This is a genomic window from Jeotgalicoccus sp. ATCC 8456 (assembly GCF_016313225.1).
Lineage (GTDB): Bacteria > Bacillota > Bacilli > Staphylococcales > Salinicoccaceae > Jeotgalicoccus > Jeotgalicoccus marinus.
The window spans coordinates 1,630,451-1,657,019 of sequence record NZ_CP066224.1; the positions used below are offsets into that span (position 1 = coordinate 1,630,451).

The window sequence follows — 26,569 nt, forward strand, 5'->3', positions numbered from 1 at the left end:
AACATAAGAGTTAACAAAAATTAATACTTGCGTTCGAGTCGACAACGTGTTATAATTAAAAACAGTCAACAAGAAATTCATACAAACTTTACAAACGAGAACATTGAAAACTGAATGACAATATGTCAACGTTTAATTCCGAATAAAAAGTCTTCTATTAAGATAGGAGCACAGATTGAGGCGAACAATATAAACGCAAGTAGATACTGTCAGCAGTATCGAGTGAGCTTAGTAAAAGCTTTCCAATCATGGAGAGTTTGATCCTGGCTCAGGATGAACGCTGGCGGCGTGCCTAATACATGCAAGTCGAGCGCGAGCGTAAGGAGCTTGCTCCTTACAATCGAGCGGCGGACGGGTGAGTAACACGTGGGCAACCTACCCTTTAGACTGGGATAACTACCGGAAACGGTAGCTAATACCGGATAAGTTGGATTACACAAGTAATCTTAATGAAAGGCGGATTTATCTGTCACTAAAGGATGGGCCTGCGGTGCATTAGCTAGTTGGTGAGGTAGTGGCTCACCAAGGCAACGATGCATAGCCGACCTGAGAGGGTGATCGGCCACACTGGGACTGAGACACGGCCCAGACTCCTACGGGAGGCAGCAGTAGGGAATCTTCCGCAATGGACGCAAGTCTGACGGAGCAACGCCGCGTGAGTGAAGAAGGGTTTCGGCTCGTAAAACTCTGTTGTTAAGGAAGAACACTTTAGGTAGTAACTGGCCTAGAGATGACGGTACTTAACCAGAAAGCCACGGCTAACTACGTGCCAGCAGCCGCGGTAATACGTAGGTGGCAAGCGTTATCCGGAATTATTGGGCGTAAAGCGCGCGTAGGCGGTAGAATAAGTCTGATGTGAAAGCCCCCGGCTCAACCGGGGAGGGTCATTGGAAACTGTTTTACTTGAGTGCAGAAGAGGAGAGTGGAATTCCATGTGTAGCGGTGAAATGCGCAGAGATATGGAGGAACACCAGTGGCGAAGGCGGCTCTCTGGTCTGTAACTGACGCTGAGGTGCGAAAGCGTGGGGATCAAACAGGATTAGATACCCTGGTAGTCCACGCCGTAAACGATGAGTGCTAAGTGTTGGGGGGTTTCCGCCCCTCAGTGCTGCAGCTAACGCATTAAGCACTCCGCCTGGGGAGTACGACCGCAAGGTTGAAACTCAAAGGAATTGACGGGGACCCGCACAAGCGGTGGAGCATGTGGTTTAATTCGAAGCAACGCGAAGAACCTTACCAAATCTTGACATCCTCTGATCGCCATAGAGATATGGTTTCCCTTTTGGGCAGAGAGACAGGTGGTGCATGGTTGTCGTCAGCTCGTGTCGTGAGATGTTGGGTTAAGTCCCGCAACGAGCGCAACCCTTAAATTTAGTTGCCATCATTCAGTTGGGCACTCTAGATTGACTGCCGGTGACAAACCGGAGGAAGGTGGGGATGACGTCAAATCATCATGCCCCTTATGATTTGGGCTACACACGTGCTACAATGGGCAGGTTACAAAGGGCAGCGAAGCCGCGAGGCCAAGCGAATCCCATAAAACTGTTCTCAGTTCGGATTGGAGTCTGCAACTCGACTCCATGAAGCTGGAATCGCTAGTAATCGTAGATCAGCATGCTACGGTGAATACGTTCCCGGGTCTTGTACACACCGCCCGTCACACCACGAAAGTCGATAACACCTGAAGCCGGTGGACTAACCTTAATGGAGGTAGCCGTCAAAGGTGGGATTGATAATTGGGGTGAAGTCGTAACAAGGTAGCCGTATCGGAAGGTGCGGCTGGATCACCTCCTTTCTAAGGATATAACGGAGCGGAATTAAGCGGCAGACATATTGTATTCAGTTTTGAATGTTTTTAAATGAAACATTCTAAAGTATGTACATTGAAAACCGAATAGAAGTAAAGTAAAGAGAAAAAAGATTTCATTTCAAGCAGAAATAGAAACGAGAACGCAAAGTATCGAGAGATACACTCACACATTTCAATACGATTAAGTATTGAAGGGCGCATGGCGGATGCCTAGGTACCAAGAGCCGATGAAGGACGGAACAAACACCGATATGCTTCGGGGAGCTGTAAGTAAGCGATGAACCGGAGATTTCCGAATGGGGAAACCCAATACCGCGAGGTATTATCCTAACGTGAATACATAACGTTAGCGAAGGAGACCTGGAGAACTGAAACATCTTAGTATCCAGAGGAAGAGAAAGAAAAATCGATTCCCTGAGTAGCGGCGAGCGAAACGGGAAGAGCCCAAACCAGCATTAGCTGGGGTTGTAGGACATTCACAACGGGTTGTGACATTTAGACGAATGGTCTGGGAAGGCCAACCGTAGGGGGTAAGAGTCCCGTAGTTGAAAGATGAAACAATTTAGAATGTATCCTGAGTACGGCGGAACACGAGGAATTCCGTCGGAATCTGGGAGGACCATCTCCCAAGGCTAAATACTCCTTGGTGACCGATAGTGAACCAGTACCGTGAGGGAAAGGTGAAAAGCACCCCGGGAGGGGAGTGAAATAGAACCTGAAACCATGTGCTTACAAGTAGTCAGAGCCCGTTAAGGGGTGATGGCGTGCCTTTTGTAGAATGAACCGGCGAGTTACGAATATATGCAAGGTTAAGCAGCGAATGTGGAGCCGCAGCGAAAGCGAGTCTGAAACGGGCGAATGAGTATATGTTTGTAGACGCGAAACCAGGTGATCTACCCATGACCAGGCTGAAGTTCAGGTAACACTGAATGGAGGGCCGAACCGACTTACGTTGAAAAGTGACCGGATGAGTTGTGGGTAGGGGTGAAATTCCAATCGAACCTGGAGATAGCTCGTTCTCTCCGAAATATATTTAGGTATAGCCTCATATTAGCATCGTGGAGGTAGAGCACTGTTTGGATGAGGGGCCCATCCCGGGTTACCGAGTTCATACAAACTCCGAATGCCATAGATGTGATGTATGGGAGTCAGACAGTGGGTGATAAGGTCCATTGTCGAGAGGGAAACAGCCCAGACCACCAGTTAAGGTCCCCAAATATATGTTAAGTGGAAAAGGATGTGGCGTTGCACAGACAACTAGGATGTTGGCTTAGAAGCAGCCATCATTTAAAGAGTGCGTAATAGCTCACTAGTCGAGTGACGCTGCGCCGAAAATGTACCGGGGCTAAACATATTACCGAAACTGTGGATTAAAATTTATTTTAATGGTAGGAGAGCGTTCTAAGTGCGGTGAAGCATGACCGAGAGGACATGTGGAGCGCTTAGAAGTGAGAATGCCGGTGTGAGTAGCGAAAGACGGGTGAGAATCCCGTCCACCGAACGACTAAGGTTTCCAGAGGTAGGCTCGTCCGCTCTGGGTAAGTCGGGACCTAAGCCGAGGCGAAAAGCGTAGGCGATGGACAACAGGTAGAAATTCCTGTACCAGATGATTGCATTTGAGTGAAGTAGTGACGCAGAAGGAAAAGATGAGCGCGCGGAAGGAAGAGCGCGTCCAAGCCATAAGGCTGCATGTTAGGCAAATCCGGCATGCATAAGGCTGAGTGGTGATGGGGAGCCGAAAATAGTAGGCGAAGCATACGGACTCACACTGCCAAGAAAAGCTGCTAGCGAGTAATTGATCTGCCCGTACCGTAAACCGACACAGGTAGTTGGGAAGAGAATTCTAAGGTGAGCGAGCGAACTCTCGTTAAGGAACTCGGCAAAATGACCCCGTAACTTCGGGAGAAGGGGTGCTTATAGAAATATAAGCCGCAGTGAATAGGCCCAAGCGACTGTTTACCAAAAACACAGGTCTCTGCCAAACCGAAAGGTGACGTATAGGGGCTGACGCCTGCCCGGTGCTGGAAGGTTAAGAGGAGTGCTTAGCGCAAGCGAAGGTACGAATTGAAGCCCCAGTAAACGGCGGCCGTAACTATAACGGTCCTAAGGTAGCGAAATTCCTTGTCAGGTAAGTTCTGACCCGCACGAAAGGCGTAACGATTTGGGCACTGTCTCAACGAGAGGCTCGGTGAAATCATAGTACCTGTGAAGATGCAGGTTACCCGCGACAGGACGGAAAGACCCCGTGGAGCTTTACTGTAGTTTGATATTGAATCTCGACTCCACCTGTACAGGATAGGTGGGAGCCAAAGAAGCATGGACGTTAGTTTATGTGGAGGCACTGGTGGGATACCACCCTGGTGTGGTTGAGGTTCTAACCCGCAGCCGTAATCCGGCTGGGAGACAGTGTCAGATGGACAGTTTGACTGGGGCGGTCGCCTCCTAAAGAGTAACGGAGGCGCTCAAAGGTACCCTCAGAATGGTTGGAAATCATTCATAGAGTGTAAAGGCACAAGGGTGCTTGACTGCGAGACCAACAAGTCGAGCAGGGTCGAAAGACGGACTTAGTGATCCGGTGGTTCCGCATGGAAGGGCCATCGCTCAACGGATAAAAGCTACCCCGGGGATAACAGGCTTATCTCCCCCAAGAGTTCACATCGACGGGGAGGTTTGGCACCTCGATGTCGGCTCATCGCATCCTGGGGCTGTAGTCGGTCCCAAGGGTTGGGCTGTTCGCCCATTAAAGCGGTACGCGAGCTGGGTTCAGAACGTCGTGAGACAGTTCGGTCCCTATCCGTCGTGGGCGTAGGAAATTTGAGAGGCGCTGTCCTTAGTACGAGAGGACCGGGATGGACATACCACTGGTGTACCAGTTGTCGTGCCAACGGCATAGCTGGGTAGCTACGTATGGACGGGATAAATGCTGAAAGCATCTAAGCATGAAGCCCCCCTCAAGATGAGATTTCCCCAATAGATGCCTCAGAGACTATGAGGTTGATAGGTTCGGCGTGTAAGTGTGGTGACACATTGAGCGGACGAATACTAATCCATCGAAGACTTATTCAAAGTAAGAAATAAATGAGTGCGTTCACTCTTTACTGACACTTCTATTTGGTTTTGAATGTATATACATTCAAAGTCTGGCGGCGATGGCGGAGAGGCCACACCTGTTCCCATGTCGAACACAGTAGTTAAGCTCTCCAGCGCCGATGGTAGTTGGACTGACGTCCCGTGAGAGTAGGACGCTGCCAGGCTTACATATTAGAGACCTTCTAGGTCTCTTTTTTTTGTCTATTTATACTATAATATAAAGAATAATAAGTGCAGATTAATGAGGTGGTAAGGTGTTATATAAAACGCTTAGAGATTTAAGACAAGTAAATGCCCTATCTATGCATGTACCGGGTCATAAAAATGGAACCATCGGTAATTTATCTGAACATATCTTTGTAGACTTTGATCGAACTGAAATTTTAGGCTTAGATAATTTACATGCCCCGGAAAGTGTTTTAAAAGAATTGAATTTGTCTTTGGCTAGTAAGGCACCTGGTTATTATGCACAAGCAATGGTCAATGGGACAACAAATGGTATTTTGAGTAGTATTTTTGCTTTCAGTGATGATTTTAGTTTTGTTCTGTTAGGTGATTTACATAAATCTGTATATAATGCTCTGACTTTATCAAACTCTTCTTATACTTATATAGAAGATACCCAAATATTTGATGCTTCATTTAAAGATAAAGTATTAGTGCTAACTTCACCATCATATGAAGGACGACTTCTTCATAATCTACAGGCCATCGTTAACCATGTTAAAAATACTGGAGGCTACGTGCTTATAGATGCTGCCCATGGTGCACATTTATCTATAACGGATCACTTTCCTGATGGCGCGCATGTCACAGGTGCAGATATTGTTGTTGAATCCTATCATAAAATGCTACCTGCCTTAACCATGGCATCTGTTATCTTTGTGAAAGAACGTGAACTTTATGAAAAGGTTAGTTCATATATTAATCAGTTTGAAACATCAAGTCCGTCCTATTTAGTTTTGGCTTCTATCGAATATGCTCAGCATTTTTATAATACATATGATGATCAAATCTTTTTTGTTAAACGACAAGCTTTAATTAATAAACTTAAAACTTTAAACATCAGTGTTACTGAAGTTAATGATCCAGCAAAGTTGCTCTTAAACAGTGAGGATGGTCCTTACCAGCTTAACGCACAATTTATCGCTCAAAATATCTACAGTGAAATGACGACGGATGAAGGTGTGTTGTGGTGCCTACCACTATGGCACGAAAATGATCGTTATCCATTTGAATTGTTGTTAGAGCGTTTAGAACATCTAGAGGAGGTAGAAGAGAACCATAGTAATGACGTTGATTTAAACTTTCTTATAGATAAGACATGCATAGAAAATGTAGTCCCTTATCCTCCTGGTGTACCTTTGGTGTTAAAAGGAAGTGTCTTTACTAAGGATGACATTAAAACTGTCAAACAATATCTGTTTAATCATGTTAAAATAGAGGGTATAGATAACAATATTAATTATTACTTATGAATGAGGCAGATTATGAGTTACTTCATTACTTTTGAGGGACCTGAAGGTTCTGGTAAGTCCACAGTGATTAAACACGTACATGAGGCCTTATCGAAAACTTGTCCAGTAATTACAACGAGAGAACCTGGCGGTATTGCGATTAGTGAAAAAATTCGTGACCTTCTGTTAGATGAGGGAAACGTTATGGATGGGCGAACTGAAGCACTTTTGTTTGCTGCGTCTAGACGTCAGCATTTAGTGGAACGAGTCATCCCTGCATTAAACGAAAAAGAAATTGTGCTCTGTGACCGTTTTGTAGATAGCTCACTTGCCTATCAAGGCATGGCGAGAGAAATTGGTTTTGATGAAGTGATGGCAATAAATCAATTTGCAATCGACAATCATATGCCGGATTTAACAATCTATTTAAATTTGGCACCAGAGGTTGGTCTTAAGCGGATTAGTGACAATAGACGTGAAAATAATCGTTTAGATCAAGAGACTATAGACTTTCACAAAAAAGTTGTCTCGGGTTATAATGAGTTATCGATGCTTTACCCTGAAAGGATTAAAGTTGTCGATGCATCACAGTCAGTCGAGAAGGTAGTCAGCGATACTTTAACTATAATTGAAGAATATATAAATTTTAGAGGTGAATATTTATGAAAATGGTAATTGCGATTGTACAAGACCACGATAGCCAAAGATTAAATGATAAATTAACTAAGAATGATTTCCGTAATACAAAACTTGCATCTACAGGTGGCTTCTTACGTGCTGGGAATACAACTTTCCTATGTGGGGTAGAAGATGCACGTGTCGATGAGTTGTTGAAATTAATTGATGACACATGTGGTAACAGAGAGCAAACAGTTGCTCCAGTTACACCTATGGGTGGTAACGCTGACTCTTACATTCCCTACCCAGTTGAGGTGGAAGTAGGCGGCGCAACAGTATTCGTCTTACCAATCGAACAATTCGAAAGATTCTAGAATGAACAACAGGGTAGTAAAAGAACAACTGTTAAAAATTATTGATAACAAAAAGCTGAGCCATACTTATATGTTTGAAGGTGACACCATAGAAACCTTGTCTAAGTATAGTAAGTTTTTTGCATTGCATATTTTTGGGGATACTGAGAGAAACCAAATGTTGGTAGAATCAGGTAATCATCCGGATTTGTACTATTTATCCACTAAAGAAACATCGATTAAAAAAGAACAGATTGAAGAATTGGTTCGTAGGATGAATCAAAAACCAATCGAATCTGACTATAAAGTTTATATTATAGAGCAGTTTGAGAAATTAACACCTCAAGCGGAAAATAGCGTGTTAAAATTTTTAGAAGAACCACCTGAAAAAACCATTGCCATACTACTTACAATTAACAAAAGCGGCATTTTGCCAACGATACATTCGAGAAGTCAACATATCTCAATCCAAGGTGAAGATGAGGATCGTATTAATGCATTACCCCAATTGTCAGAAGCGGAAAGAACGACTGTCAATGTCCTCTCTTTAAATACAACTCATGTTCTGGAGCTAGATGATAAGTTTTCTACTATTAGAAATGAAGTCATCAATTTCTCGAATCGTTGGATCCATGACCATCCACTTACGCTAATCGATATGAAGCGAATGCTTGATTTATGTGATGATCGAAGGGATCAGGTCATGCTCTTGGCGCTAATTAGTGGATTTGTACGACAAACGTTACACCATGCTATCGGATTAGAGGATTTTAAGCCATTTGAAACCCATATGCCTGAAGGTAATGATGTTCACCCGGCTAAATTAACTCGAATACTTGAAGAAATTCAAGAAGCAAACCGATTGTTAACGTTTAACGTCAATCCAATGCTTGTTTTTGAAGGTATGGTCATAGGTGCGAAAGGTTGATGGACTATGTTTAAAATCATCAAGGTGACGCAACTTGATTATTATGACAATCTCTACATCACATGTAGTGATGATTCTATAGAGCGACACGATTATATCGTTGCAGAAACAAAAAGAGGTCTTGAGCTACTTAGTGTAGTTAAAGGGACTTATGAAATTCCAAAAGATAATATCGTTGAGCCGGACGGTAAATATCTACGTTTAGCAACGGAAGAAGACTTGATTAAATTCAAAGTTAATGATGAAAAAGCATCTGAAGCGCTTGATTTTTGTAAGGATGCTGTCAAACAAGAAAAGCTTGAAATGAATCTCGTCAATGCTAAATACACACTCGATTTGAAAAAGTTAATCTTTAATTTTACTTCTGATGAGCGCGTGGACTTTAGAAATTTGGTAAGAATATTAGCGACAAAATTCAAAACACGAATTGAACTCAGACAAATTGGTGTACGTGATGAAGCGAAATACTTAGGTGGTATAGGCCCATGTGGACGTGCACACTGCTGTTCTACATTCCTCGGTGACTTTGTGCCCGTGAGTATTCAAATGGCGAAGAATCAGGACTTATCACTGTCTCCAAGTAAGATCTCTGGTGCATGTGGTCGTTTAATGTGTTGTCTCAATTATGAAGATGAGTACTATGAAGAAGCCAGAGTGAAGTTACCTGATGTAGGCGAGAAAGTAAAAACACCTGCTGGTATCGGTAAAGTTATTGGTATTAATATTTTAGACCTAGCTGTTAGAGTAAAGGGTTCTGATGACTATATTGAAGAATATGGTGAAGAAGATATTGATAAGCTGGAGGTTGTGAATTGATGGACCGTGAACAATTGTTCCTTCACATTCAACAGCTTGAACGAAATTTGCATGTTATGAATGAAGAGATGCAAACTTTAAAAGAATTGACTGTTAAACTGGTCGAAGAAAACGTCAGTTTAGAGATAGAAAAAGAGAACTATGAACAATTATTAAATGAGAAAGAAGAAAAAGACGTTCCATTTAAAGAGAATTCTTTAAAAAGTCTATATGATGAAGGGTTTCATGTATGTAGTATTCACTTTGGTACTCATAGACATGGTGACGATTGCCTCTTCTGCCAATCATTTTTTAATGAAAGACAAGGTTAAGCAGCTGTTGGCTGCTTTTCTTTTTGAGGTGAAACGATGTTAAAACCAAGTGAGAGAATCGATGAACTATACAGAGAACAAATGAAAATTATTCAAAGTAGCGAAACATTTTCATTCTCAGTCGATGCATTATTACTCGGTGACTTTGTAAAATTAAGAAAACGTGATAGAAATATCATGGATCTCTGTAGTGGTAATGGCATCATTCCATTACTTTTAAGTTATCGTACGGATAAAAAAATTGATGCTGTTGAAATCCAAGAACGTCTATGTGATATGGCTAAACGTAGTGTAGAAATGAATGGAAAAACTGGTCAGATTTCAGTATATAATTTGGATATTAAAGATATAAAATCGAAGTTTAATCATTCTACTTATGATGTGATCACAGTCAATCCTCCGTATTTTACAAACAACCAACCTGTAAAAATTGGAGATGCTGAACGTACTGCTAGACATGAGATTCACATCGATTTAAAAGGTATTGTTGAAGCATGCCGCTACTTGATTACAAACAAAGGTCGGCTTTATATGGTGCATCGAGCTGAAAGAAGTGCAGAAGTATTTGCCTTACTTCACAATAGTGGATTTAGGGTGAGACGTGCGCGTTATGTTTATAATGATCCACAGTCAAAAGAAGCGATGTTTATAGTGGTAGAGGCAATATTTAACTCTAATGCTTACGTTGATGTACTCAAGTCTTTTTATATCTATGACACAGTCGGGACATACTCTCCTGAAATGTTGGAGGTCTATTACGGCAATGACTGATAAGGTATATTATGTCTATATTCTACAATGTAATGACGATACGCTTTATACAGGTTATACCACTGATATAGAGCATAGAGTGGACATACATAATAAAGGACTAGGTGCAAAGTATACACGCGGACGGTTACCTGTAATCTTAAGGTACGTGGAGATGTATCATACAAAAAGTGAGGCTTTAAAAAGAGAGTACGCAATAAAGCAATTATCGAAAGTAGAAAAGAAAGCTTTGATGGAGGGCTGAATATGTTGTATATAACTGGCACACCAATTGGCAATCTAGATGATATATCGTATCGAGCGGTAAGTACTTTATCAGCAGTTGATGAAATACTCTGTGAAGACACAAGAATCACGAGGAAACTAACCAATCATTTTGAAATTACCACACCGCTTAGAAGCTATCATGACTTTAATAAAGAGACAGCAACTGAAGAGATTATTGAAGAACTTAAATCGGGTAAGTCGTTTGCTTTGGTTACTGATGCAGGTATGCCAGTAATTTCAGACCCAGGCTTTGAACTTGTTAGTCGCCTACAGGATGAGTCATTAGACTATACGGTGATTCCAGCGGCATCTGCTTTTACAATGGGGCTTGTTGCAAGTGGGATTCCTTCTTATGAATTCACATATTTTGGTTTTCTACCAAAAAGCAATCAGAAGAGGCAAGAAAAACTGACAGAAATTCTGCACCATCGAAAGACAGCTGTGATATATGAATCTCCACACCGAATGAAACAGTTGTTAAAAGACTTGGCAAAGTTTGATCCCAAACGACTAGTTTCTATTTCCAGAGAAATTACTAAGAAGTTTGAGCAACATGAAAGAAAAACTGCAAATGAACTTTTATATATGATGGATAAAGAAATTCCATTAAAAGGTGAATTTGTTGTTGTAATTGAAGGTTATGAAGAGGAAACAGTCAATTTTACAGGGACTGCTAAGGATCATGTTTCTGAACTTGTCAATGAAGGAATGAAACCTAAAGATGCGATTAAACTTGTTTCAGAACTAAGAGGCATGAAGAAACAAGATGTATATGACGAGTTTCACAAATAAAAAAGCCATGAAGCATCTTCATGGCTAACTCACATATTATTTATTATCGAGTTTTCTTTGAATTTCATTAATTAATAGTTCTGCGCCTTCAGGACTCAAAACGATTTTGCCATCAGCAAGAGATAGATTATCGTCTGATACATCGCCAGTTACTGCACAAGTCATACGTGGGTGGTATTTTTTCAAGATGATTTTGTCGTCATCCGTAAAGATCTCAAGTGCATCTTTAACTTCTATATCGAGTACGCGGCGTAGTTCGATAGGAATGACGATGCGTCCAAGTTCATCGACCTTACGCACAATTCCTGTAGATTTCATTAAGAATTCCTCCTACATTACTACCCAAACATAAAGATAATGAGTGGATATTGTAAATGTCAATTGAATAAAAATAATTGTATATTCATGACTTAATTATCCATGGTAAATGGATATTCATGACTATAGCACATAATGAATTTAAAAACTATTAAAAACTGCTTGTAATTGAAAAAAATACATATTTTAGATATAGTAGATTAGTATATTATAGGAGGATTTTCCATGACAAAACCAACATTTTATATCACGACGCCAATTTATTATCCGAGTGGAAAGCTCCATATCGGTAATGCTTATACTACGATAGCATGTGACGTAATGGCTAGGTATAAACGAATGCGTGGGTATGATGTTTATTATTTAACTGGTGCGGATGAGCACGGGCAAAAAATTGAGCAAAAAGCAGAAGATATGGGTATATCACCTCAGAATTATGTTGATGATATGGCAAAAACCATGAAAGACTTATGGCAGATGTTAGATATCACCTATGACCAATTTATACGTACGACAAGTGAAAAGCATAAAAAAGCAGTTCAATATATCTTTGAACGTTTACTTGAACAAGGCGATATCTATCTAGGTGAATATGAAGGCTGGTATTCAGTACAAGATGAAGAATTCTTTACTGAAACACAGTTGGAAGAAGTGTACCGGGATGATGAGGGTAATATGATTGGTGGTCGCGCACCAAGTGGACACGATGTTGAACTCGTAAAAGAGGAAAGCTATTTCTTTAGGATGAGTAAATATGCGGATCGTCTGGTTCAATACTATGAAGATCATCCGGACTTTATTCAACCGGAAACGCGTAAGAATGAAATGCTGAATAACTTCATTAAGCCTGGCTTAGAAGACTTGGCTGTATCTAGAACGACATTTTCTTGGGGTGTGCCTGTAAAATCTGACCCGAAACACGTTGTCTATGTTTGGATCGATGCATTAGCAAACTACATTACAGCACTCGGCTATGCATCAGATGATGATGAACTATTTAAAAAATATTGGCCTGCAGATGTGCACATGATCGGTAAGGAAATTGTACGTTTCCACTCAATCTATTGGCCAATTATGTTAATGGCACTAGATTTACCATTGCCTAAAAAGTTACTCGGTCACGGTTGGTTACTCATGAAAGATGGTAAGATGTCTAAATCTAAAGGTAACGTAATTTACCCTGACCAAATCGTTGAAAGATATGGTCTTGATTCACTGAGATATTACTTAATGCGTGAAGTACCTTTCGGTTCCGATGGTGTATTTACACCTGAGTCATTTATCGAAAGAACAAACTTTGATTTAGCAAACGATCTCGGTAACCTCGTCAACCGTACGATTTCAATGATTAATAAGTACTTTGATGGAGAGTTACCTAGCTATACAGGTGCGCATAATGATATCGATAAAAACCTTGAAGCTGTTGTAGCTGAAAACATCAGCGAATATGAAACAGCAATGGAAAATATGAAGTTCAATACTGCATTAAGAGCAGTATGGACGATTATTAGCCGTTCAAATAAATATATTGATGAAACATCTCCATGGGTTTTAGCGAAAGATGAAGCGAAAAAAGAAGAGCTTGGTAATGTTATGGTGCACTTAGCGGAGAATATCCGTATTGCAGCAGTTCTATTAAAACCATATCTACCTCACGGACCTAAAGAGATATTTAAGCAATTAAATATTGTTGATGAAGATCAACAGACTTATGATTCTACTTTAACTTACGGTGTCATTAAGCCCGCCGGAGCTTTATCGAAACCGAACCCAATCTATCCTAGACTCGATGTCGAAGAAGAGGTTCAACATATTAAGGATCAAATGAAACCTTCAACACCTGTTGAAGAAGTTGATGATGCTGAGAGCGACACGATAACAATTGATGACTTTAACAAAGTAGAAATTAAAGTTGCCACAATTGTTGGAGCACAAGCAGTTAAAAAAGCGGATAAATTACTTAAAATACAAGTCGATTTAGGTAATGAAGAACGTCAGATAGTTTCAGGTATCCATGAGCATTATGAGCCAGGAGATATCATTGGCAAGAAGGTACTTGTTGTAACTAACCTACAACCTGTAAAACTTCGTGGTGAAAAATCTGAAGGCATGATTTTAACTGCAGAAAAAGGAAATCGCCTGACACTAATTGACGTACCAGATGGTATTGAGAATGGTAGCGTTGTAAAATAATACGGGAGTGATTTTGTGTTAATCGATACGCATGTCCACTTAAATGCAGAACAATATAATGAAGACTTAGAAGCAGTCATCGACAGAGCAAGAGACAACGGTATTGAAAAGATGGTGGTTGTTGGCTGTGACCGTGAATCAATCGAGCGTACTATGGAAATGATTGATGAGTATGATGATATATACGGTGTCATTGGCTGGCATCCTGTGGATGCAATCGATTGTACGGATGATGACCTCAAGTGGATCGAGGAATTGTCTAAGCATGAAAAAAATTGTCGGTATTGGTGAAACTGGTCTTGATTATCATTGGGATAAGTCACCTAAAGACGTACAAAAAGAATTGTTTAGAAAACAAATTGCTTTAGCTAAACGGGTGAATTTACCTATTATCATTCATAATAGAGAGTCAACTGCTGATTGTGTAGAAATCTTAAAAGAAGAGGATGCACATGAAGTCGGTGGTATTATGCATGCTTTTTCTGCAGATGAACGTACTGCAGATGAGATTATCGCAATGAATTTCTATGTTTCTTTAGGTGGTCCTGTGACTTTTAAAAATGCACAGCTACCTAAGGATATTGCAGTTCATGTTCCATTAGATCGTTTACTTGTTGAAACGGATGCCCCGTATTTAACACCTCATCCATATAGAGGGAAAAGAAATGAACCTGCACATGTTAAATTAGTGGCAGAGAAAATTGCGGAACTTCGCAACATTTCATATGAAGCGCTAGGTCAAGCAACAACTGAAAATGCTGAACGTCTGTTCAATTTATAAAAATCAGTGTTTTACTTTGCACAGTCAAGGTAAAACACTGATATTTTTTATATTAAATTATGGTATGATACTAAGCGGATATAGAGGTGAACTTATGGATAAACCCATCATAAAAGAAGTTGTAATCGTTGAAGGTAGAGATGACACGAGGCGTTTAAAAGAATCTGTCATTTGCCAAACGATTGAAACGAATGGCTCAGCGATTAACGAAAGAACATTAAGAGAAATAGAAGTCGCCCTCAATACGAGAGGAGCCATTATATTTACTGACCCTGATTTTCCAGGACATAAAATTAGAAATACAATCATAGCGAGATTTCCAAATATAAAGGAAGCATTTTTGCCAAAGAGAAAGGCAAAAGGTAAAGTGGGGCAGAGTTTAGGTGTTGAACATGCTTCAATAGAAGATATCAGACAGGCCCTTAAACATTCTGTGACGAGTGTGGAAATAGATACAGAAGTGATTAGTATTAAAGATATGCAGGATTTTGGTTTGTCTGGTGACAGGGAATCCAAAGCGCGTAGAGCGTACCTAACAAATCGTTTAAATATTGGATATGCAAATGCATCCGCACTTCGAAATAAACTCAATCGTTATGGCATAACACGTGAAAAAATAGCTGAGATATTAGCTGAAGATAAGAGGAGTTAAATATGAAATATATCGCAAGTGCAGGTCGGACAAAAGAAATTTTAGCAAAGCATGGTTTTACATTTAAAAAGAGTCTTGGACAGAATTTTTTAATTGATTCAAATGTCATTAGGGAAGTTATCCGTAAAGCAAATATCGATAAAAATACTGGTGTCATTGAAGTTGGTCCTGGGATTGGTTCTTTGACTGAACATTTGGCGATTCATGCTAAAAAAGTACTCGCTTTTGAAATTGACCAACGTTTAATTCCAGTTTTAGATGATACTTTAAGTGAATATGATAATGTGGCAGTAATCAATGAAGATATATTAGAAGCAGATGTACCAAATAGTATTGAAACACATCTGTCAGACTGTGATGAAATCGTTGTTGTGGCAAATCTCCCTTACTACATTACAACACCGATATTGATGAATTTCTTAACTGGTAATCTCCCAATATCTCGCTACTATGTCATGATGCAAAAAGAAGTTGGAGAACGAATTAGTGCAGTAGCAAATACGAAAGCATACGGGTCTTTATCGATTGCGATTGATTATTACACTGAAGCGAAGACAGTACAAAATGTACCAAAAACTGTATTCATGCCACCACCTAATGTGGATTCAATCATCGTAGAATTGAAAACGAGAAGAGAGAAAAAGGTTCAGGTTGATGATGAATCAACATTCTTTAAATTAACAAGAGGGGCCTTTTTACATCGTAGAAAAACGATATTAAATAATTATCAAAGTCTATTTTTAGACGGGAAAAAGAAAAAAGATGAGATTAGGCAACTATTTGAGGATGCAGGTATAGAAGCAAATCGCAGAGGGGAAAGTTTAAACTTAGAAGATTATCAAAAAATTTATGAAGCTTTCAAGAAAAGTGACTTGGAAATTGTGTAATTTGCACAGTTATTGGCTAATTTTTGACAGAATTATGTAAACTTGATATAATGAATCTAGTGAGGTGGGGTATAATGCCAAAAACATTAATCGACATCAAAAAGATTCTTGATTGTCAGTTAGGAAATCCATGTGTACTTCGTGCAAACGGAGGACGCAAGAAGTTGATTGAAAGAAAAGGTATTTTAAGAGAAACATATCCATCGATTTTCGTAGTTGAACTAGATCAAGACGAGCACAATTTCGAACGTGTATCATATACATACACCGACGTTCTAACATCAAATGTAGAAGTAACATTCTATAATGACGATTTTACAGAAGAATTTCTTATTCAATAACATATGACAAACCATCCTTTAGGATGGTTTTTTTAATTTATGAGCTAAATAACTGACTGAATTAGTCTGAATTATATATGATAGGTATAAATGAATGTCAAAGGAGGGCTATAAATGAAAGTGGCCATAGTGAGTGGTTCAGTTGTAGGCAGTAAAACACGAAAGATTACAACTGAAATTAAGGAAAAAATTGATGAGAAGTACAGTGATTATGAAATTTCTTATATAGACTTAAAAGACTATGATATGCCCTATAGTGATGGCAGGAATTATTTGGATTATGATGATTCAACATCCAGTGCTTTAAAACAAATAATGGAAGCGGATGTGGTCTTTATAGGGACACCAATCTTCCAAGCTTCTATTCCCGCACCATTAAAAAACTTATTCGATCTTCTTCCACCAGATGGATTCCGTAATAAGACTGTAGGTATGGTAATTACAGCAGGATCTCAGAAACATTATTTAGTTGCTGAGCAACAACTTAAGCCTATTTTAGCCTATATGAAGGCAAATATTGTACAAGGTTATGTCTATGCTATAGATTCTGACTTTGGTTCTACAGGTGTAGAAAGTGACGATATTCACTACCGAATTGATCGTTTGATTGAAGCGACTTTTAATGAAAGAGAAGCTCAGCGACATGTGTTGAGTAAATATGAAGAACATAGTACAGGGATAGTGTAAGATAAAAAAACGCGTACACCAATAAAGTGTACGCGTTTTAATGTATATAAAGCTTTGAATTATCTAATTGTTTTTAGAGCTTTAGCCCAGTTAGCTGTAGTTGCAATTACTGCTTCGATTGTTGCAGTGTGTACTTCAGCTGGCTTGAAAGTTGACATGTTTTCGAAGTCAGTGAATAGGCTGAATGCGCCGAAAGGTCCTACTGTAGCAACGTTGAAGTTTGCTAGGATTTGACGTAGAGATTGTGTAGCAGCAACACCAAGTGTTGAACCGTAACCTACGATACCAGCAGCTTTGTTACCAAATTCAGGTCCTAAGTAGTCGATTTGACTCTTAAGTACAGTTGAAGTTGATTTGTTGTATTCAGGTGTGATGAAGATGAATCCGTCTAAAGAGTCGATTTTTTGTGACCAACGGTTGATGTCTTCACTTGTATATTGTTTGTTAGCCATTGCTGGTGGCATAGCTTCATTGAAAAGTGGAAGCTCGTAATCTTTGATGTCTACGATTTCGAATTCTGCATCTAGATTTAATTTATCTGCTTGTTCTTTTACCCATTCTGCAACTTGTAAGTTGACGCGTCCTTCACGAACACTTCCAGTTACAATACCAATTTTAGTCATTTAAAATACCTCCGAGGTGTGTAATTAATATTGAGTTACATTTTGTAACTGATTAATAATATACATTATTTCGAAAGAGAAATAAAGTCTTTTAGCTCAATTATTCAATGAAATTGTAATGATTACGTTTACATGATAAATTTAAATAGATTAATTAGCTTGGAGGGTTATTTAATGGACTTAGAGATTGGTACTGTGATTGGTAAACCAACAGAAGATAAGATTCAACTCGTTAATGGCAAGACTTATGCAGTACAGATGCCCTACGATTATTTTGAGAGGCTATCGGAAGTTGTTAGGGATTCGGATGCCAATGTGTTTACTAATGATATCCCTGTTTATAAACGTATCACTTTCAAAGCTCATATTCATTACTTTAAAAAATGGTATAATAGTCCACTAAAAGTTGATGATTTAATTCAACAATTTAGAATTGAAACGCCTGATGAGAAACTATCAAAACAAAATAAAAACGAGATACAAAAGCTTAATTATATACAAGCTCTGTTAACGGATGAACAGCACATTGTGTTTATTGACCCTTTTTTACATACGATTAACGATAATATTCATCTCTTTCATAAGATGAAGGAACAACTTATAGACCAAAATAAGTCACTGCTTGTGGTAACCTCTCGTTTAGAAGATGCCTTTGTATTACAATCAGACGTTATGAAGATTAATGAGGATGGATTGAAAATTGTAGAAACGTCAGAAAATACAGTTGATGATAAAGAAGTGCAAAATACAAAAATTAAAGTCAAAGCAAATGATAAGACGATTTTTGTGGACATTAGTGATATTGAATTTTTAGAGAGTCAGGATGGTAAGGTCTATATAAATCTAGATGGTGAGAAATTTATGATGGAAACAACCTTACAAAATGCAGAGGTTGAGTTGAGCAGTCACGGTTTTTATCGATGTCATCGTTCCTACATCGTCAACTTACATAAGGTGAAGGAGATTATTACATGGTCTAAGAATGCGTACTCTGTGATTATCGATAACCATGAAAAATCTAAAATCCCTTTATCAAGAACGAAGCATAATGAAATTCAAGAGCGTCTCATTACATTATAGGTAGGGTGGCTTATTAAAATGCACAAAATTTATGCAACAATATACCGTGATTTTAAAGAGTACCTTGCAAATTATTCTGTATTTATACTATTTTTAATGCCATTAGGCATGGCACTTATCTACCGTATGATTGGGCAAGATGCTGGTGAAACGATACCAAATATCATGGTCTTTATAATTATTGGGACGGTGTTAGCTGCAGTCACAACGAATGTGCCACTTATGTTATTTGCAGATGAAATAGAGCACGGTATGATTCGTATGGTGGTCAAAGATAAAAAGGATCTTTGTTTAATGATCATTGGAAGAAGTGCGCTTGTAATCATAATGTCAGCCTTGTTAATCATTGTCTCACTTGTGATTATTGATCGTATAGACATGTTGTCACTCAGTTTGTCGCTTGGCTTGTTTCTAGCAATGTTAGCATTTTTAGGACTGGGTATACTATTTGGTATTCGCTCAAAACTAGAAACAACATCAGCAGTTGCAGGTGTTATTATCTTGTTCTTACTCGGTATGACACCCATAGTTGAGAGCATGGGGCTCACAAATGTATCGTTTATTAGGTTTTTGGCAGACATTACACCTGTTTACCAGTTGATGGCATTACAAAATAACGCTAGTGTAATGCCCATCGCTATTTTGTTGATATGGCTTGGTATAATAGGGTTCCTTGTCTATAGAAGTTTAGAAATAGATGAAAAAAACTGAGTACAGTTGAGCTTATTTTTGGTACAACTTAGTAAAAATTCATAACAATACAACGCTTGAATACCACAACTTAAAATGAAATAGCTACAATTCGCCGCGATCTTATCGCGGCTTTTTTGTATTTCTTTTAGGCTTGAATTACGAACAAGGAATCGAATTAGGAGGTTTTTAAATGACTGTTATTAAAGTGAGAGATTTAGAAAAAACGTTTGGTAGTGAGCGAGCATTAAAAGGTGTTTCTTTTGAAATGAAGAAGGGCGAAATATTTGGTCTTCTCGGACCAAGTGGTTCAGGTAAAACGACAACTATAAAAATACTGACTGGAGAATTTGAACCTAGCTCAGGTACGGTGATTGTAAATGGCTTCAATCATGAACAGTTTGGGAAGAATGAGTATGTGAGTAAACTTGGAATTTTATCCGACAAGAGTTCTTTATATGAAAGATTAACGGTGAAGGACAATTTAGAATTATTTAGAAAGTTATACGGCGCACCGAAAGGTTCAGTTGAACGCGTGTTGAAAGATGTTGGACTTGCTGACCAAATTAACAAGACAGTTTCTAAATTATCTAAAGGGATGAAACAGAGAATTCTGCTTTGTAAGGCAGTTATTCATAAACCAGACATCTTATTCTTAGATGAACCGACCTCAGCTTTAGATCCTACAACAGCAGAAAAAATTCATGAAATGTTAGAAGGTCTAAGAGATGAAGGCACAACAGTTCTACTGACGACGCATAACATGGATGAAGCTACTAGATTATGTGATCATGTCGCATTCTTATATCAAGGTGTGATTCAGGATCACGGTGGACCAAGTGAGCTCAGACATAAGTACAAGCGTAATGTCGTTCATGTCACGTATAACGACGGATCACAAAAAACGATTGATAAGTCAGCGGACAACGAAGCCCTCTTAAAATCAGTATTACTTGATGAGGCTGCAGTGGATGTCAGAACGGATTTCCCAACCCTCGGTGAAGTGTTCAAAAAAGTAACAGGTAAGGAGTTGTATTAATATGAATATCACTAGAATAATGGCGATTTTTGAAAAAGACCTTAAAGAATTTATGAAGAATATGATGCTGTTTACTTCGGTGCTAATTCCGATTATCTTAGCTTTTTTATTTACTAACCTAGGCGACGCGACAGGCGGACTACCCGCTGAAACCCTAGCGCTCATCGCAGGAGTCGTATTTTCAGCAGTGACTTTCAGTGCAATCATGACGATGATTGCAGAAGAAAATGAAAAAGACACCTTAAGAGGTCTTTTACAATCACCAGCTACCTTTATGGACATTATCGTAGGTAAGAGCATGGTTATCGGATTGATGACGATTATTTCCTTGGTTGCCTCTATATTTGTAATTGGTCCAACAGATTATTGGACAGGGGAAAATATTGTGAGCCTAATATTACTCGGTGTGTTCTTTATCAACCTAGGTATCGGGATTGGGCTGATTGTGAAATCAGTTGCCACAACATCAGTGTACCTCATACCAATCATGTTCATCTTTGGTTTTACACCCTATATCGAACTACTGGTGACGGACCCAGACAGTATCGCTATAAAAATTGCCGAATACTTCCCCTTATACCAGCATATCTTCATTTTAAACGGTGAAGGTGGAATTAAAGAGTTCATTATCCTTGCCGCTTGGGTCGCAGTCAGTTTCGTAGTGACACTATGGGGCTTCAAAGCAAGAAAATCAGATGATTAATTAATAACTAATATAATTCTAAACAACCCGCACCGTTTCTGGTGAGGGTTGTTTTAATTTACCTCCTTAGATCTTTAAATATATGATAAAATAACGCATATATCGAGACGATTAATAAACTAACAAAGGACATGGAAATATGCACTATGAAACAGCACCTGCAAAAATAAATTTAACACTGGATACGCTATATAAACGTAATGATGGCTATCATGAGGTGAGCATGGTTATGACAACAGTGGATTTGAATGACCACCTGTCCTTTGAAAAAAGGACAGACAAGAGGATAGTCATAGAAACTGACAATCAATTTGTGCCGACTAACAAGCGAAATTTAGCATATCAGGCCGCCGAGCTGATGATGAAGCGATATAACATAAGAACGGGTGTTACGATTCACATTGATAAACACATTCCAATTGCTGCTGGTTTAGCTGGTGGCTCAGCGGATGCGGCAGCGACATTCCGTGGCATGAATGCCTTGTACGAGCTCGGCATCGAACTCGAGACACTAGCTGATTTATCTGCCGAGCTCGGCTCAGACATCCCATTTTGCGTATATGGTGGCACGGCACTCGCAACAGGTCGCGGCGAGATGATTGAGCGACTACCGAGTCCTCCACATGGATGGGTGATCTTAGCAAAACCGAAAATTAGCGTGTCGACAAAATCTATCTATACAGCGCTTAGACCAGGAAAGAATCAGCCTGGGTCAGAGCAAATGAAAACAGCCATCATCGATGGAAACTATGATTCAATTATTCGACTCTTGAAAAATGATTTAGAAGAAGTGACGGTCAAAAAGTATCCAGAGGTCAAAAAGCTTGTAGAAAATATGAGAGATTCTGGTGCTGATGGAGCGATGATGAGTGGTAGTGGACCGACGGTATTCGGAATATGTAAAAAAGAAAGACAAGCGAATCACGTATATAATGCGATTAAAGGATGCTGTTCTGAAGTTTATAGAATAAGATTACTCGGCTAAGTGTTAAAAACCGAACATATATGTTAGAATTGTTGTCAATAATACGGATTAGGAGTTAAGTTATGAAATTTAAACGCAGTGAACGATTGGTCTATATGACCCAGCATTTAGTTTCACATCCGAACCAATTAATTCCACTCACAACATACGTAGAGAAGTTCAGCCAAGCGAAATCATCAATTAGTGAGGACATAAGAATAATTAAGGATGTAATGGATTCAGAGGGGCTCGGTGTCTTAAAAACCACAGCTGGAGCAAATGGGGGTGCAATGTTTATCCCTAAAATTAGTCTGGAACGTGCTGAAGAGATTATAAAATACTTCAAAAAAGAATTAGAGGAAAGTGAAAGGCTTTTACCAGGCGGTTATTTATACATGTCGGACATCATGGGAGATCCTAAGATGATGAACGATTTCGGGGATTTAATAGCCACGATGTATGGTGATGTTGAAATCGATGCAGTTGTAACGATAGCGACTAAAGGTATCTCCTTGGCTAATGCAGTTGCACGTAAATTGAATGTACCTGTTGCTGTGATTAGAAAGGATAACAAAGTTACAGAAGGGTCAACAGTCTCAATTAACTATGTATCAGGTTCGACACGTAAGATTGAAACGATGGTCTTATCAAAACGCACTCTTAAAGAAGGATCAAATGTACTTGTTGTCGATGACTTTCTTAGAGCTGGTGGATCGATCACAGGCGTTACGAATCTCATGGAGGAGTTCAATGCCACGGTTGCTGGTGTGAGTGTACTTGTTGAAGCGAAGCAAGTTGCGAATCGTCGTTTCAAGGACTATACGTCCTTACTTAAAGTGTCGGAAATTGATGAATACAACGAGTCGTTTGTAGTTGAAGAAGGCAACTGTTTAGATTACATTAAAGATAAATAAACTAGGAGGTCGATATTCATGGAACCAATCAATTCAAATAAAGCACCAGCAGCCGTTGGACCATACAGCCACGGTGTCAAAACAGGCAACTTATTCTACTCATCTGGACAAGTACCACTAACACTTGAGGGGAAGATTGTGTCTGAAGACGTCAAAGAGCAAACGAAGCAAGTCTTAGATAATGTTGGTGGCGTTCTTGAAGCGGCTGAATTATCATACGAAAATGTGGTTAAAACTACTATTTTTATTACTAATATGAACGATTTCGCGTTAATTAATGAAGTTTATGGGACTTATTTTACGGGTAAACTACCAGCAAGATCATGTGTAGAAGTTAGCCGGCTCCCATTAGATGCGAAAGTAGAAATTGAAGTAGTCGCATCATTTGAATAACTGGTTATTTTAGTGGGTTCTTAGTTAGATAAGCGTTTTACACAGAGGATCTAAAACACAAATCTATGGAGGACAAACACATGAAAATAACAGATGTAAGATTACGAAAAGTCAATAATCAAGATACTAGAATGAAAGCGTTAGTATCTGTGACATTTGATGAGGCATTTGTCGTACATGACCTGCGCGTCATCGATGGTAATAATGGACTGTTTGTCGCTATGCCGAGTAAACGTACTCCGGACGGCGAATTTAGAGATATTGCTCACCCAATCAACACAGAGATGCGCCAGCATGTACAAGAAGAAGTGATGCGTGTCTATGAAGAAACTGAAGATCCAGCGTCTGAGGATTCAAACGAGGCTGTTGAACCAACAGTGGAATCTGATCCAGCAGAAGACGAAGATAGTACGCTTGAATCAACAGCATCAGAAGAATCTGATGAGAGTTTAAACGAAAAGGTTAATGATGAAAATAGCCCTGAAGTCACTGAAGATACAGCTGACGAAAAAAGATAATAATAATTGGATTTTAGGCCGGGCCATTAGTGTCCGGCCTAAGCTCTGTCTTGAAAGATGTGACAGTCTGAAATATAATTAAAACATCGTATTTAAATGGGGGTTAATTATGCAAGTTAGAGCGATAATCACTGCTGCTGGCACAGGCAAGCGAATGAATTCAAAACAACCGAAAGTATTACACGAAGTTTGTGGAATTCCAATGATTACTAGAGTGATCAATAGTGTGAAAGATGCAGGTGTTTCAGAGATTTACGTTGTTTTAGGTAATGATTCAGAAGCGGTTAAAGCAATCTTACCAGAAGACATTAAAACGGTTGAACAAAAAGAACAGCTCGGTACAGCAGATGCTGTTAAACAGTTAGAGAGTGAGCTCCAAAACCAAGAAGGTGAGACCCTCGTTGTATGTGGCGATACGCCATTAATTAGTCCTAACACGCTCTCGATGTTACAAGGTGAGCATGAACAAAATGGTTTTAAAGCGACAATTTTATCTGCTTATACAGAAAATCCTGGAAGTTTTGGACGTGTCATTCGTAAGGAAAACGGCACAGTAAAAGAAATTTTAGAAGCAGCTGAACTAAGAGAAGAACAAAAAGATATAAAAGAAGTTTCAGCTGGTGTTGCATTATTTAATAATGTTGAGTTGTTTAAGTCTTTAAGAAAAGTAACGAACGATAATGAAGCTGGTGAATATTACCTGTCAGATATCATTGGTATTTTAAGTAGCAAGGGTCAACGTGTTGGTGCTTATGTTACTGCTGACCATGAAGAAATTATCGGTGTTGATGATCGTATGCTTCTTACCGAGGCATCCAGAATACTTAGATTGAGAATTAACCAAGGACATTTAGAAAAAGGTGTCACAATTATCGATCCTCTAAACACATATATCGATGAAAGTGTTAAGATTGGTATGGATACTATTATTTATCCGAATACTGTACTTAAAGGAAACACTGTTATTGGTGAAGGTACGATTATTTCTGCAAACTGTGAGATTTCTAATAGTTTAATCGGTGATGAAGTCGAGATTAAACACTCAGTAGTATCAGATGCTGAAGTCGGTAATCAAACGACTGTTGGTCCGTATGCACAACTTCGTCCAGGGGCCAAACTTGGGTCTACTGTTAAAGTTGGAAACTTTGTAGAAGTGAAGAAAGCAGTCTTAAAAGACGGCGCTAAAGTATCACATCTAAGCTATATTGGGGATGCTGAAATTGGTGAACGTGCAAATATCGGCTGTGGTGCAATCACTGTAAACTATGACGGTGTAAACAAATTTAAAACGACGGTCGGAGATGATGCGTTTATCGGCTGTAATACGAACTTAGTTGCACCGGTTTCTGTAGGAGAACGTTCTATAACTGCAGCAGGATCTACAATTACAGACGATGTTCCAAATGATAGTCTAGCAATCGCAAGAAGTAAGCAAACGACAAAAGACGGCTACTACAAAAAATAATACTTGGAGGATCAAAATGTTAGCTTCTAGCAATCAAAACAAAAGTTCTAACAAAATGAAACTATTTACATTAACAGGTAACGAACCCCTAGCAGCAGAAATCGCTGAGCACATCGGTATTCCACTTGGGAAGTGTACAGTTAATCGTTTCTCTGATGAAGAGGTTCAGGTTAACGTTGAAGAAAGTGTGCGAGGTTGCGATGTTTTTGTAATTCAACCGACAAGTCAGCCGGTAAATGAAAACTTAATGGAATTACTAATCATGATTGATGCCTTAAAACGTGCATCAGCGAATACTATTAATATTGTTATGCCTTACTATGGTTATGCACGCCAAGACAGAAAGAGTCGTGCGCGTGAACCAATCACTGCCAAATTGGTTGCTAATCTTATTGAAACAGCTGGTGCAAACCGTGTGATTTCACTTGACCTACACGCACCACAAATCCAAGGATTTTTCGATATTCCAATCGACCATCTCATGGGTGTACCAATCTTAAGTGATTACTTCTTGGAACATAAAGATATTAATTTAGACGAAGTCGTTATCGTGTCACCAGACCACGGTGGTGTAACGCGTGCACGACGTATGGCAGATCGCCTAAAAGCACCAATTGCCATCATTGATAAACGACGTCCGCGTCCGAATGTCGCAGAAGTGATGAATATTGTTGGTGAAATTGATGGTAAGACAGCTATCATTATTGATGACATTATTGATACTGGTGGTACGATTAAAATTGCTGCACAAGCACTCGTAGACAAAGGTGCGAAAAATGTTTACGCTTGTTGTACACATCCAGTACTTTCTGGACCTGCAGTTGAACGAATTGAAGAGTCAGTTATCAAAGAGTTAGTTGTCACAAATTCAATTCAATTACCAGGAGAAAAGAAAATTGAGAAAGTGACTGAACTGTCTGTAGGTGAACTGCTTGCACAAGCAATTGTCAGAGTACATGAGCAAGAATCAGTAAGTATTTTATTCGACCAAACGTGATAATTTAACATATTTTTTACAAAACAGTGTGTTTTGTGGTATTATAATGCGTGGCTATGTGTTAGGATAGGCGTTATTATAAATTGCTTTATTTGATGAAAGGTGGAAATA

At 39.2% G+C, this 26,569-nt stretch carries 25 protein-coding genes, 3 rRNA genes and 2 pseudogenes; 28 read left to right on the forward strand and 2 right to left on the reverse strand.

Features of this window, described 5'->3' with window-relative positions:
• Nucleotides 1–245: 245 nt before the first annotated feature.
• The 12 genes from JEM45_RS08430 to rsmI all read left to right on the forward strand — a co-directional run bounded on the left by JEM45_RS08430 (nucleotide 246) and on the right by rsmI (nucleotide 11,213).
• Nucleotides 246–1,795, forward strand: a 16S ribosomal RNA gene (locus JEM45_RS08430).
• A 194-nt stretch (nucleotides 1,796–1,989) separates the two neighbouring features.
• Nucleotides 1,990–4,876: ribosomal RNA gene (locus JEM45_RS08435) — 23S ribosomal RNA — on the forward strand.
• Nucleotides 4,877–4,949: 73 nt separating this feature from the next.
• A 5S ribosomal RNA gene (gene rrf / locus JEM45_RS08440) occupies nucleotides 4,950–5,064 on the forward strand.
• The 16S, 23S and 5S rRNA genes sit together here, the layout of an rRNA operon.
• A 90-nt stretch (nucleotides 5,065–5,154) precedes the next feature.
• Nucleotides 5,155–6,378, forward strand: a complete 1,224-nt coding sequence (locus tag JEM45_RS08445; protein WP_198687275.1) for an Orn/Lys/Arg family decarboxylase — start codon at nucleotides 5,155–5,157, stop codon at nucleotides 6,376–6,378.
• Between the two features lie 12 nt (nucleotides 6,379–6,390).
• Nucleotides 6,391–7,023, forward strand: a complete 633-nt coding sequence (gene tmk, locus JEM45_RS08450; RefSeq protein WP_198687276.1) for a dTMP kinase — start codon at nucleotides 6,391–6,393, stop codon at nucleotides 7,021–7,023.
• Entirely contained in the window at nucleotides 7,020–7,349 is a 330-nt protein-coding gene (locus JEM45_RS08455) for a cyclic-di-AMP receptor (protein WP_026866209.1), read from the forward strand. Before tmk ends, JEM45_RS08455 begins: the two co-directional genes overlap by 4 nt.
• A gap of 1 nt (nucleotide 7,350) precedes the next feature.
• Nucleotides 7,351–8,256: a hypothetical protein gene (locus JEM45_RS08460; protein WP_198687277.1), complete on the forward strand. Its 906-nt coding sequence runs from the start codon at nucleotides 7,351–7,353 to the stop codon at nucleotides 8,254–8,256.
• A gap of 6 nt (nucleotides 8,257–8,262) precedes the next feature.
• Nucleotides 8,263–9,072 (forward strand): PSP1 domain-containing protein, encoded by an 810-nt coding sequence (locus JEM45_RS08465; RefSeq protein WP_198687278.1) that lies wholly within the window; start codon nucleotides 8,263–8,265, stop codon nucleotides 9,070–9,072.
• Nucleotides 9,072–9,383, forward strand: a complete 312-nt coding sequence (locus tag JEM45_RS08470; RefSeq protein ID WP_026866206.1) for an initiation-control protein YabA — start codon at nucleotides 9,072–9,074, stop codon at nucleotides 9,381–9,383. Before JEM45_RS08465 ends, JEM45_RS08470 begins: the two co-directional genes overlap by 1 nt.
• A gap of 36 nt (nucleotides 9,384–9,419) precedes the next feature.
• Nucleotides 9,420–10,154: a tRNA1(Val) (adenine(37)-N6)-methyltransferase gene (locus JEM45_RS08475; RefSeq protein ID WP_198687279.1), complete on the forward strand. Its 735-nt coding sequence runs from the start codon at nucleotides 9,420–9,422 to the stop codon at nucleotides 10,152–10,154.
• A complete protein-coding gene (locus JEM45_RS08480; RefSeq protein ID WP_026866204.1) occupies nucleotides 10,147–10,398 on the forward strand; it encodes a GIY-YIG nuclease family protein in 252 nt (83 codons plus the stop codon). The genes JEM45_RS08475 and JEM45_RS08480 overlap by 8 nt, the downstream gene beginning before the upstream one ends.
• Nucleotides 10,399–10,400: 2 nt before the next feature.
• Nucleotides 10,401–11,213, forward strand: a complete 813-nt coding sequence (rsmI, locus tag JEM45_RS08485; protein ID WP_166627035.1) for a 16S rRNA (cytidine(1402)-2'-O)-methyltransferase — start codon at nucleotides 10,401–10,403, stop codon at nucleotides 11,211–11,213.
• A 36-nt stretch (nucleotides 11,214–11,249) separates the two neighbouring features.
• Here rsmI and JEM45_RS08490 read toward each other — a convergent pair whose 3' ends face one another.
• Nucleotides 11,250–11,531 carry a transition state genes transcriptional regulator AbrB gene (locus JEM45_RS08490; protein ID WP_026866202.1) on the reverse strand — a complete coding sequence of 94 codons (282 nt, stop codon included), beginning with the start codon at nucleotides 11,529–11,531 and terminating at the stop codon, nucleotides 11,250–11,252.
• Nucleotides 11,532–11,756: 225 nt separating this feature from the next.
• On the opposite strand from JEM45_RS08490, the gene metG reads away from it, so the two are divergent.
• The 6 genes and pseudogenes from metG to JEM45_RS08520 all read left to right on the forward strand — a co-directional run bounded on the left by metG (nucleotide 11,757) and on the right by JEM45_RS08520 (nucleotide 17,072).
• On the forward strand, nucleotides 11,757–13,724 hold the full coding sequence (gene metG / locus JEM45_RS08495; RefSeq protein ID WP_198687280.1) for a methionine--tRNA ligase: 1,968 nt from the start codon (nucleotides 11,757–11,759) through the stop codon (nucleotides 13,722–13,724).
• A gap of 15 nt (nucleotides 13,725–13,739) precedes the next feature.
• Nucleotides 13,740–14,505, forward strand: a pseudogene (locus JEM45_RS08500) (TatD family hydrolase).
• 94 nt (nucleotides 14,506–14,599) lie between these two features.
• Nucleotides 14,600–15,157: a ribonuclease M5 gene (rnmV, locus tag JEM45_RS08505; RefSeq protein WP_198687281.1), complete on the forward strand. Its 558-nt coding sequence runs from the start codon at nucleotides 14,600–14,602 to the stop codon at nucleotides 15,155–15,157.
• Between the two features lie 2 nt (nucleotides 15,158–15,159).
• Nucleotides 15,160–16,044, forward strand: coding sequence for a 16S rRNA (adenine(1518)-N(6)/adenine(1519)-N(6))-dimethyltransferase RsmA (rsmA, locus tag JEM45_RS08510; RefSeq protein WP_198687282.1), 885 nt, complete (start codon nucleotides 15,160–15,162; stop codon nucleotides 16,042–16,044).
• Nucleotides 16,045–16,118: 74 nt separating this feature from the next.
• On the forward strand, nucleotides 16,119–16,385 hold the full coding sequence (locus JEM45_RS08515) for a Veg family protein (protein ID WP_026860087.1): 267 nt from the start codon (nucleotides 16,119–16,121) through the stop codon (nucleotides 16,383–16,385).
• 114 nt (nucleotides 16,386–16,499) lie between these two features.
• Complete coding sequence (locus JEM45_RS08520; RefSeq protein WP_198687283.1) at nucleotides 16,500–17,072, forward strand: NADPH-dependent FMN reductase; 573 nt, start codon at nucleotides 16,500–16,502, stop codon at nucleotides 17,070–17,072.
• Nucleotides 17,073–17,131: 59 nt separating this feature from the next.
• Here JEM45_RS08520 and JEM45_RS08525 read toward each other — a convergent pair whose 3' ends face one another.
• Entirely contained in the window at nucleotides 17,132–17,695 is a 564-nt protein-coding gene (locus JEM45_RS08525; RefSeq protein WP_198687284.1) for an NADPH-dependent FMN reductase, read from the reverse strand.
• A 174-nt stretch (nucleotides 17,696–17,869) separates the two neighbouring features.
• Here JEM45_RS08525 and JEM45_RS08530 point away from each other — a divergent pair, with 174 nt between their 5' ends.
• From JEM45_RS08530 to JEM45_RS08575, 10 genes and pseudogenes are all read left to right on the forward strand, one after another.
• On the forward strand, nucleotides 17,870–18,775 hold the full coding sequence (locus tag JEM45_RS08530) for a LytTR family DNA-binding domain-containing protein (protein WP_198687285.1): 906 nt from the start codon (nucleotides 17,870–17,872) through the stop codon (nucleotides 18,773–18,775).
• Nucleotides 18,776–18,793: 18 nt separating this feature from the next.
• On the forward strand, nucleotides 18,794–19,486 hold the full coding sequence (locus tag JEM45_RS08535; RefSeq protein ID WP_198687286.1) for a hypothetical protein: 693 nt from the start codon (nucleotides 18,794–18,796) through the stop codon (nucleotides 19,484–19,486).
• Nucleotides 19,487–19,658: 172 nt separating this feature from the next.
• Nucleotides 19,659–20,504, forward strand: a complete 846-nt coding sequence (locus JEM45_RS08540) for an ABC transporter ATP-binding protein (protein ID WP_198687287.1) — start codon at nucleotides 19,659–19,661, stop codon at nucleotides 20,502–20,504.
• A 1-nt stretch (nucleotide 20,505) separates the two neighbouring features.
• Nucleotides 20,506–21,207, forward strand: a complete 702-nt coding sequence (locus JEM45_RS08545; protein WP_026866192.1) for an ABC transporter permease — start codon at nucleotides 20,506–20,508, stop codon at nucleotides 21,205–21,207.
• 139 nt (nucleotides 21,208–21,346) lie between these two features.
• Entirely contained in the window at nucleotides 21,347–22,192 is an 846-nt protein-coding gene (ispE, locus tag JEM45_RS08550; protein WP_198687288.1) for a 4-(cytidine 5'-diphospho)-2-C-methyl-D-erythritol kinase, read from the forward strand.
• 62 nt (nucleotides 22,193–22,254) lie between these two features.
• Complete coding sequence (gene purR / locus JEM45_RS08555) at nucleotides 22,255–23,085, forward strand: pur operon repressor (protein ID WP_198687289.1); 831 nt, start codon at nucleotides 22,255–22,257, stop codon at nucleotides 23,083–23,085.
• An 18-nt stretch (nucleotides 23,086–23,103) separates the two neighbouring features.
• Complete coding sequence (locus JEM45_RS08560) at nucleotides 23,104–23,478, forward strand: RidA family protein (RefSeq protein ID WP_198687290.1); 375 nt, start codon at nucleotides 23,104–23,106, stop codon at nucleotides 23,476–23,478.
• Nucleotides 23,479–23,558: 80 nt separating this feature from the next.
• Nucleotides 23,559–23,843, forward strand: a pseudogene (gene spoVG, locus JEM45_RS08565) (septation regulator SpoVG); the annotation flags it as partial.
• Nucleotides 23,844–24,105: 262 nt separating this feature from the next.
• On the forward strand, nucleotides 24,106–25,461 hold the full coding sequence (gene glmU, locus JEM45_RS08570) for a bifunctional UDP-N-acetylglucosamine diphosphorylase/glucosamine-1-phosphate N-acetyltransferase GlmU (protein ID WP_198687292.1): 1,356 nt from the start codon (nucleotides 24,106–24,108) through the stop codon (nucleotides 25,459–25,461).
• A gap of 55 nt (nucleotides 25,462–25,516) precedes the next feature.
• The gene (locus JEM45_RS08575) at nucleotides 25,517–26,458 is read left to right on the forward strand and encodes a ribose-phosphate diphosphokinase (protein ID WP_370545424.1); all 942 of its coding nucleotides are present in this window, start codon (nucleotides 25,517–25,519) and stop codon (nucleotides 26,456–26,458) included.
• Nucleotides 26,459–26,569 lie beyond the last annotated feature (111 nt).

Bases quoted from the DNA above. Each gene is read 5' to 3' on its own strand.
- JEM45_RS08475 (WP_198687279.1), top strand. From the start codon at position 9,420: ATGTTAAAACCAAGTGAGAGAATCGATGAACTATACAGAGAACAAATG.
- JEM45_RS08515 (WP_026860087.1), top strand. From the start codon at position 16,119: ATGCCAAAAACATTAATCGACATCAAAAAGATTCTTGATTGTCAGTTA.
- glmU (WP_198687292.1), top strand. From the start codon at position 24,106: ATGCAAGTTAGAGCGATAATCACTGCTGCTGGCACAGGCAAGCGAATG.
- rsmA (WP_198687282.1), top strand. From the start codon at position 15,160: ATGAAATATATCGCAAGTGCAGGTCGGACAAAAGAAATTTTAGCAAAG.
- JEM45_RS08470 (WP_026866206.1), top strand. From the start codon at position 9,072: ATGGACCGTGAACAATTGTTCCTTCACATTCAACAGCTTGAACGAAAT.
- JEM45_RS08465 (WP_198687278.1), top strand. From the start codon at position 8,263: ATGTTTAAAATCATCAAGGTGACGCAACTTGATTATTATGACAATCTC.
- JEM45_RS08480 (WP_026866204.1), top strand. From the start codon at position 10,147: ATGACTGATAAGGTATATTATGTCTATATTCTACAATGTAATGACGAT.
- JEM45_RS08535 (WP_198687286.1), top strand. From the start codon at position 18,794: ATGCACAAAATTTATGCAACAATATACCGTGATTTTAAAGAGTACCTT.
- JEM45_RS08455 (WP_026866209.1), top strand. From the start codon at position 7,020: ATGAAAATGGTAATTGCGATTGTACAAGACCACGATAGCCAAAGATTA.
- JEM45_RS08540 (WP_198687287.1), top strand. From the start codon at position 19,659: ATGACTGTTATTAAAGTGAGAGATTTAGAAAAAACGTTTGGTAGTGAG.
- rsmI (WP_166627035.1), top strand. From the start codon at position 10,401: ATGTTGTATATAACTGGCACACCAATTGGCAATCTAGATGATATATCG.
- JEM45_RS08460 (WP_198687277.1), top strand. From the start codon at position 7,351: ATGAACAACAGGGTAGTAAAAGAACAACTGTTAAAAATTATTGATAAC.
- purR (WP_198687289.1), top strand. From the start codon at position 22,255: ATGAAATTTAAACGCAGTGAACGATTGGTCTATATGACCCAGCATTTA.
- ispE (WP_198687288.1), top strand. From the start codon at position 21,347: ATGCACTATGAAACAGCACCTGCAAAAATAAATTTAACACTGGATACG.
- metG (WP_198687280.1), top strand. From the start codon at position 11,757: ATGACAAAACCAACATTTTATATCACGACGCCAATTTATTATCCGAGT.
- JEM45_RS08530 (WP_198687285.1), top strand. From the start codon at position 17,870: ATGGACTTAGAGATTGGTACTGTGATTGGTAAACCAACAGAAGATAAG.
- JEM45_RS08545 (WP_026866192.1), top strand. From the start codon at position 20,506: ATGAATATCACTAGAATAATGGCGATTTTTGAAAAAGACCTTAAAGAA.
- JEM45_RS08560 (WP_198687290.1), top strand. From the start codon at position 23,104: ATGGAACCAATCAATTCAAATAAAGCACCAGCAGCCGTTGGACCATAC.
- rnmV (WP_198687281.1), top strand. From the start codon at position 14,600: ATGGATAAACCCATCATAAAAGAAGTTGTAATCGTTGAAGGTAGAGAT.
- JEM45_RS08490 (WP_026866202.1), bottom strand. From the start codon at position 11,531: ATGAAATCTACAGGAATTGTGCGTAAGGTCGATGAACTTGGACGCATC.
- JEM45_RS08525 (WP_198687284.1), bottom strand. From the start codon at position 17,695: ATGACTAAAATTGGTATTGTAACTGGAAGTGTTCGTGAAGGACGCGTC.
- JEM45_RS08575 (WP_370545424.1), top strand. From the start codon at position 25,517: ATGAAACTATTTACATTAACAGGTAACGAACCCCTAGCAGCAGAAATC.
- tmk (WP_198687276.1), top strand. From the start codon at position 6,391: ATGAGTTACTTCATTACTTTTGAGGGACCTGAAGGTTCTGGTAAGTCC.
- JEM45_RS08520 (WP_198687283.1), top strand. From the start codon at position 16,500: ATGAAAGTGGCCATAGTGAGTGGTTCAGTTGTAGGCAGTAAAACACGA.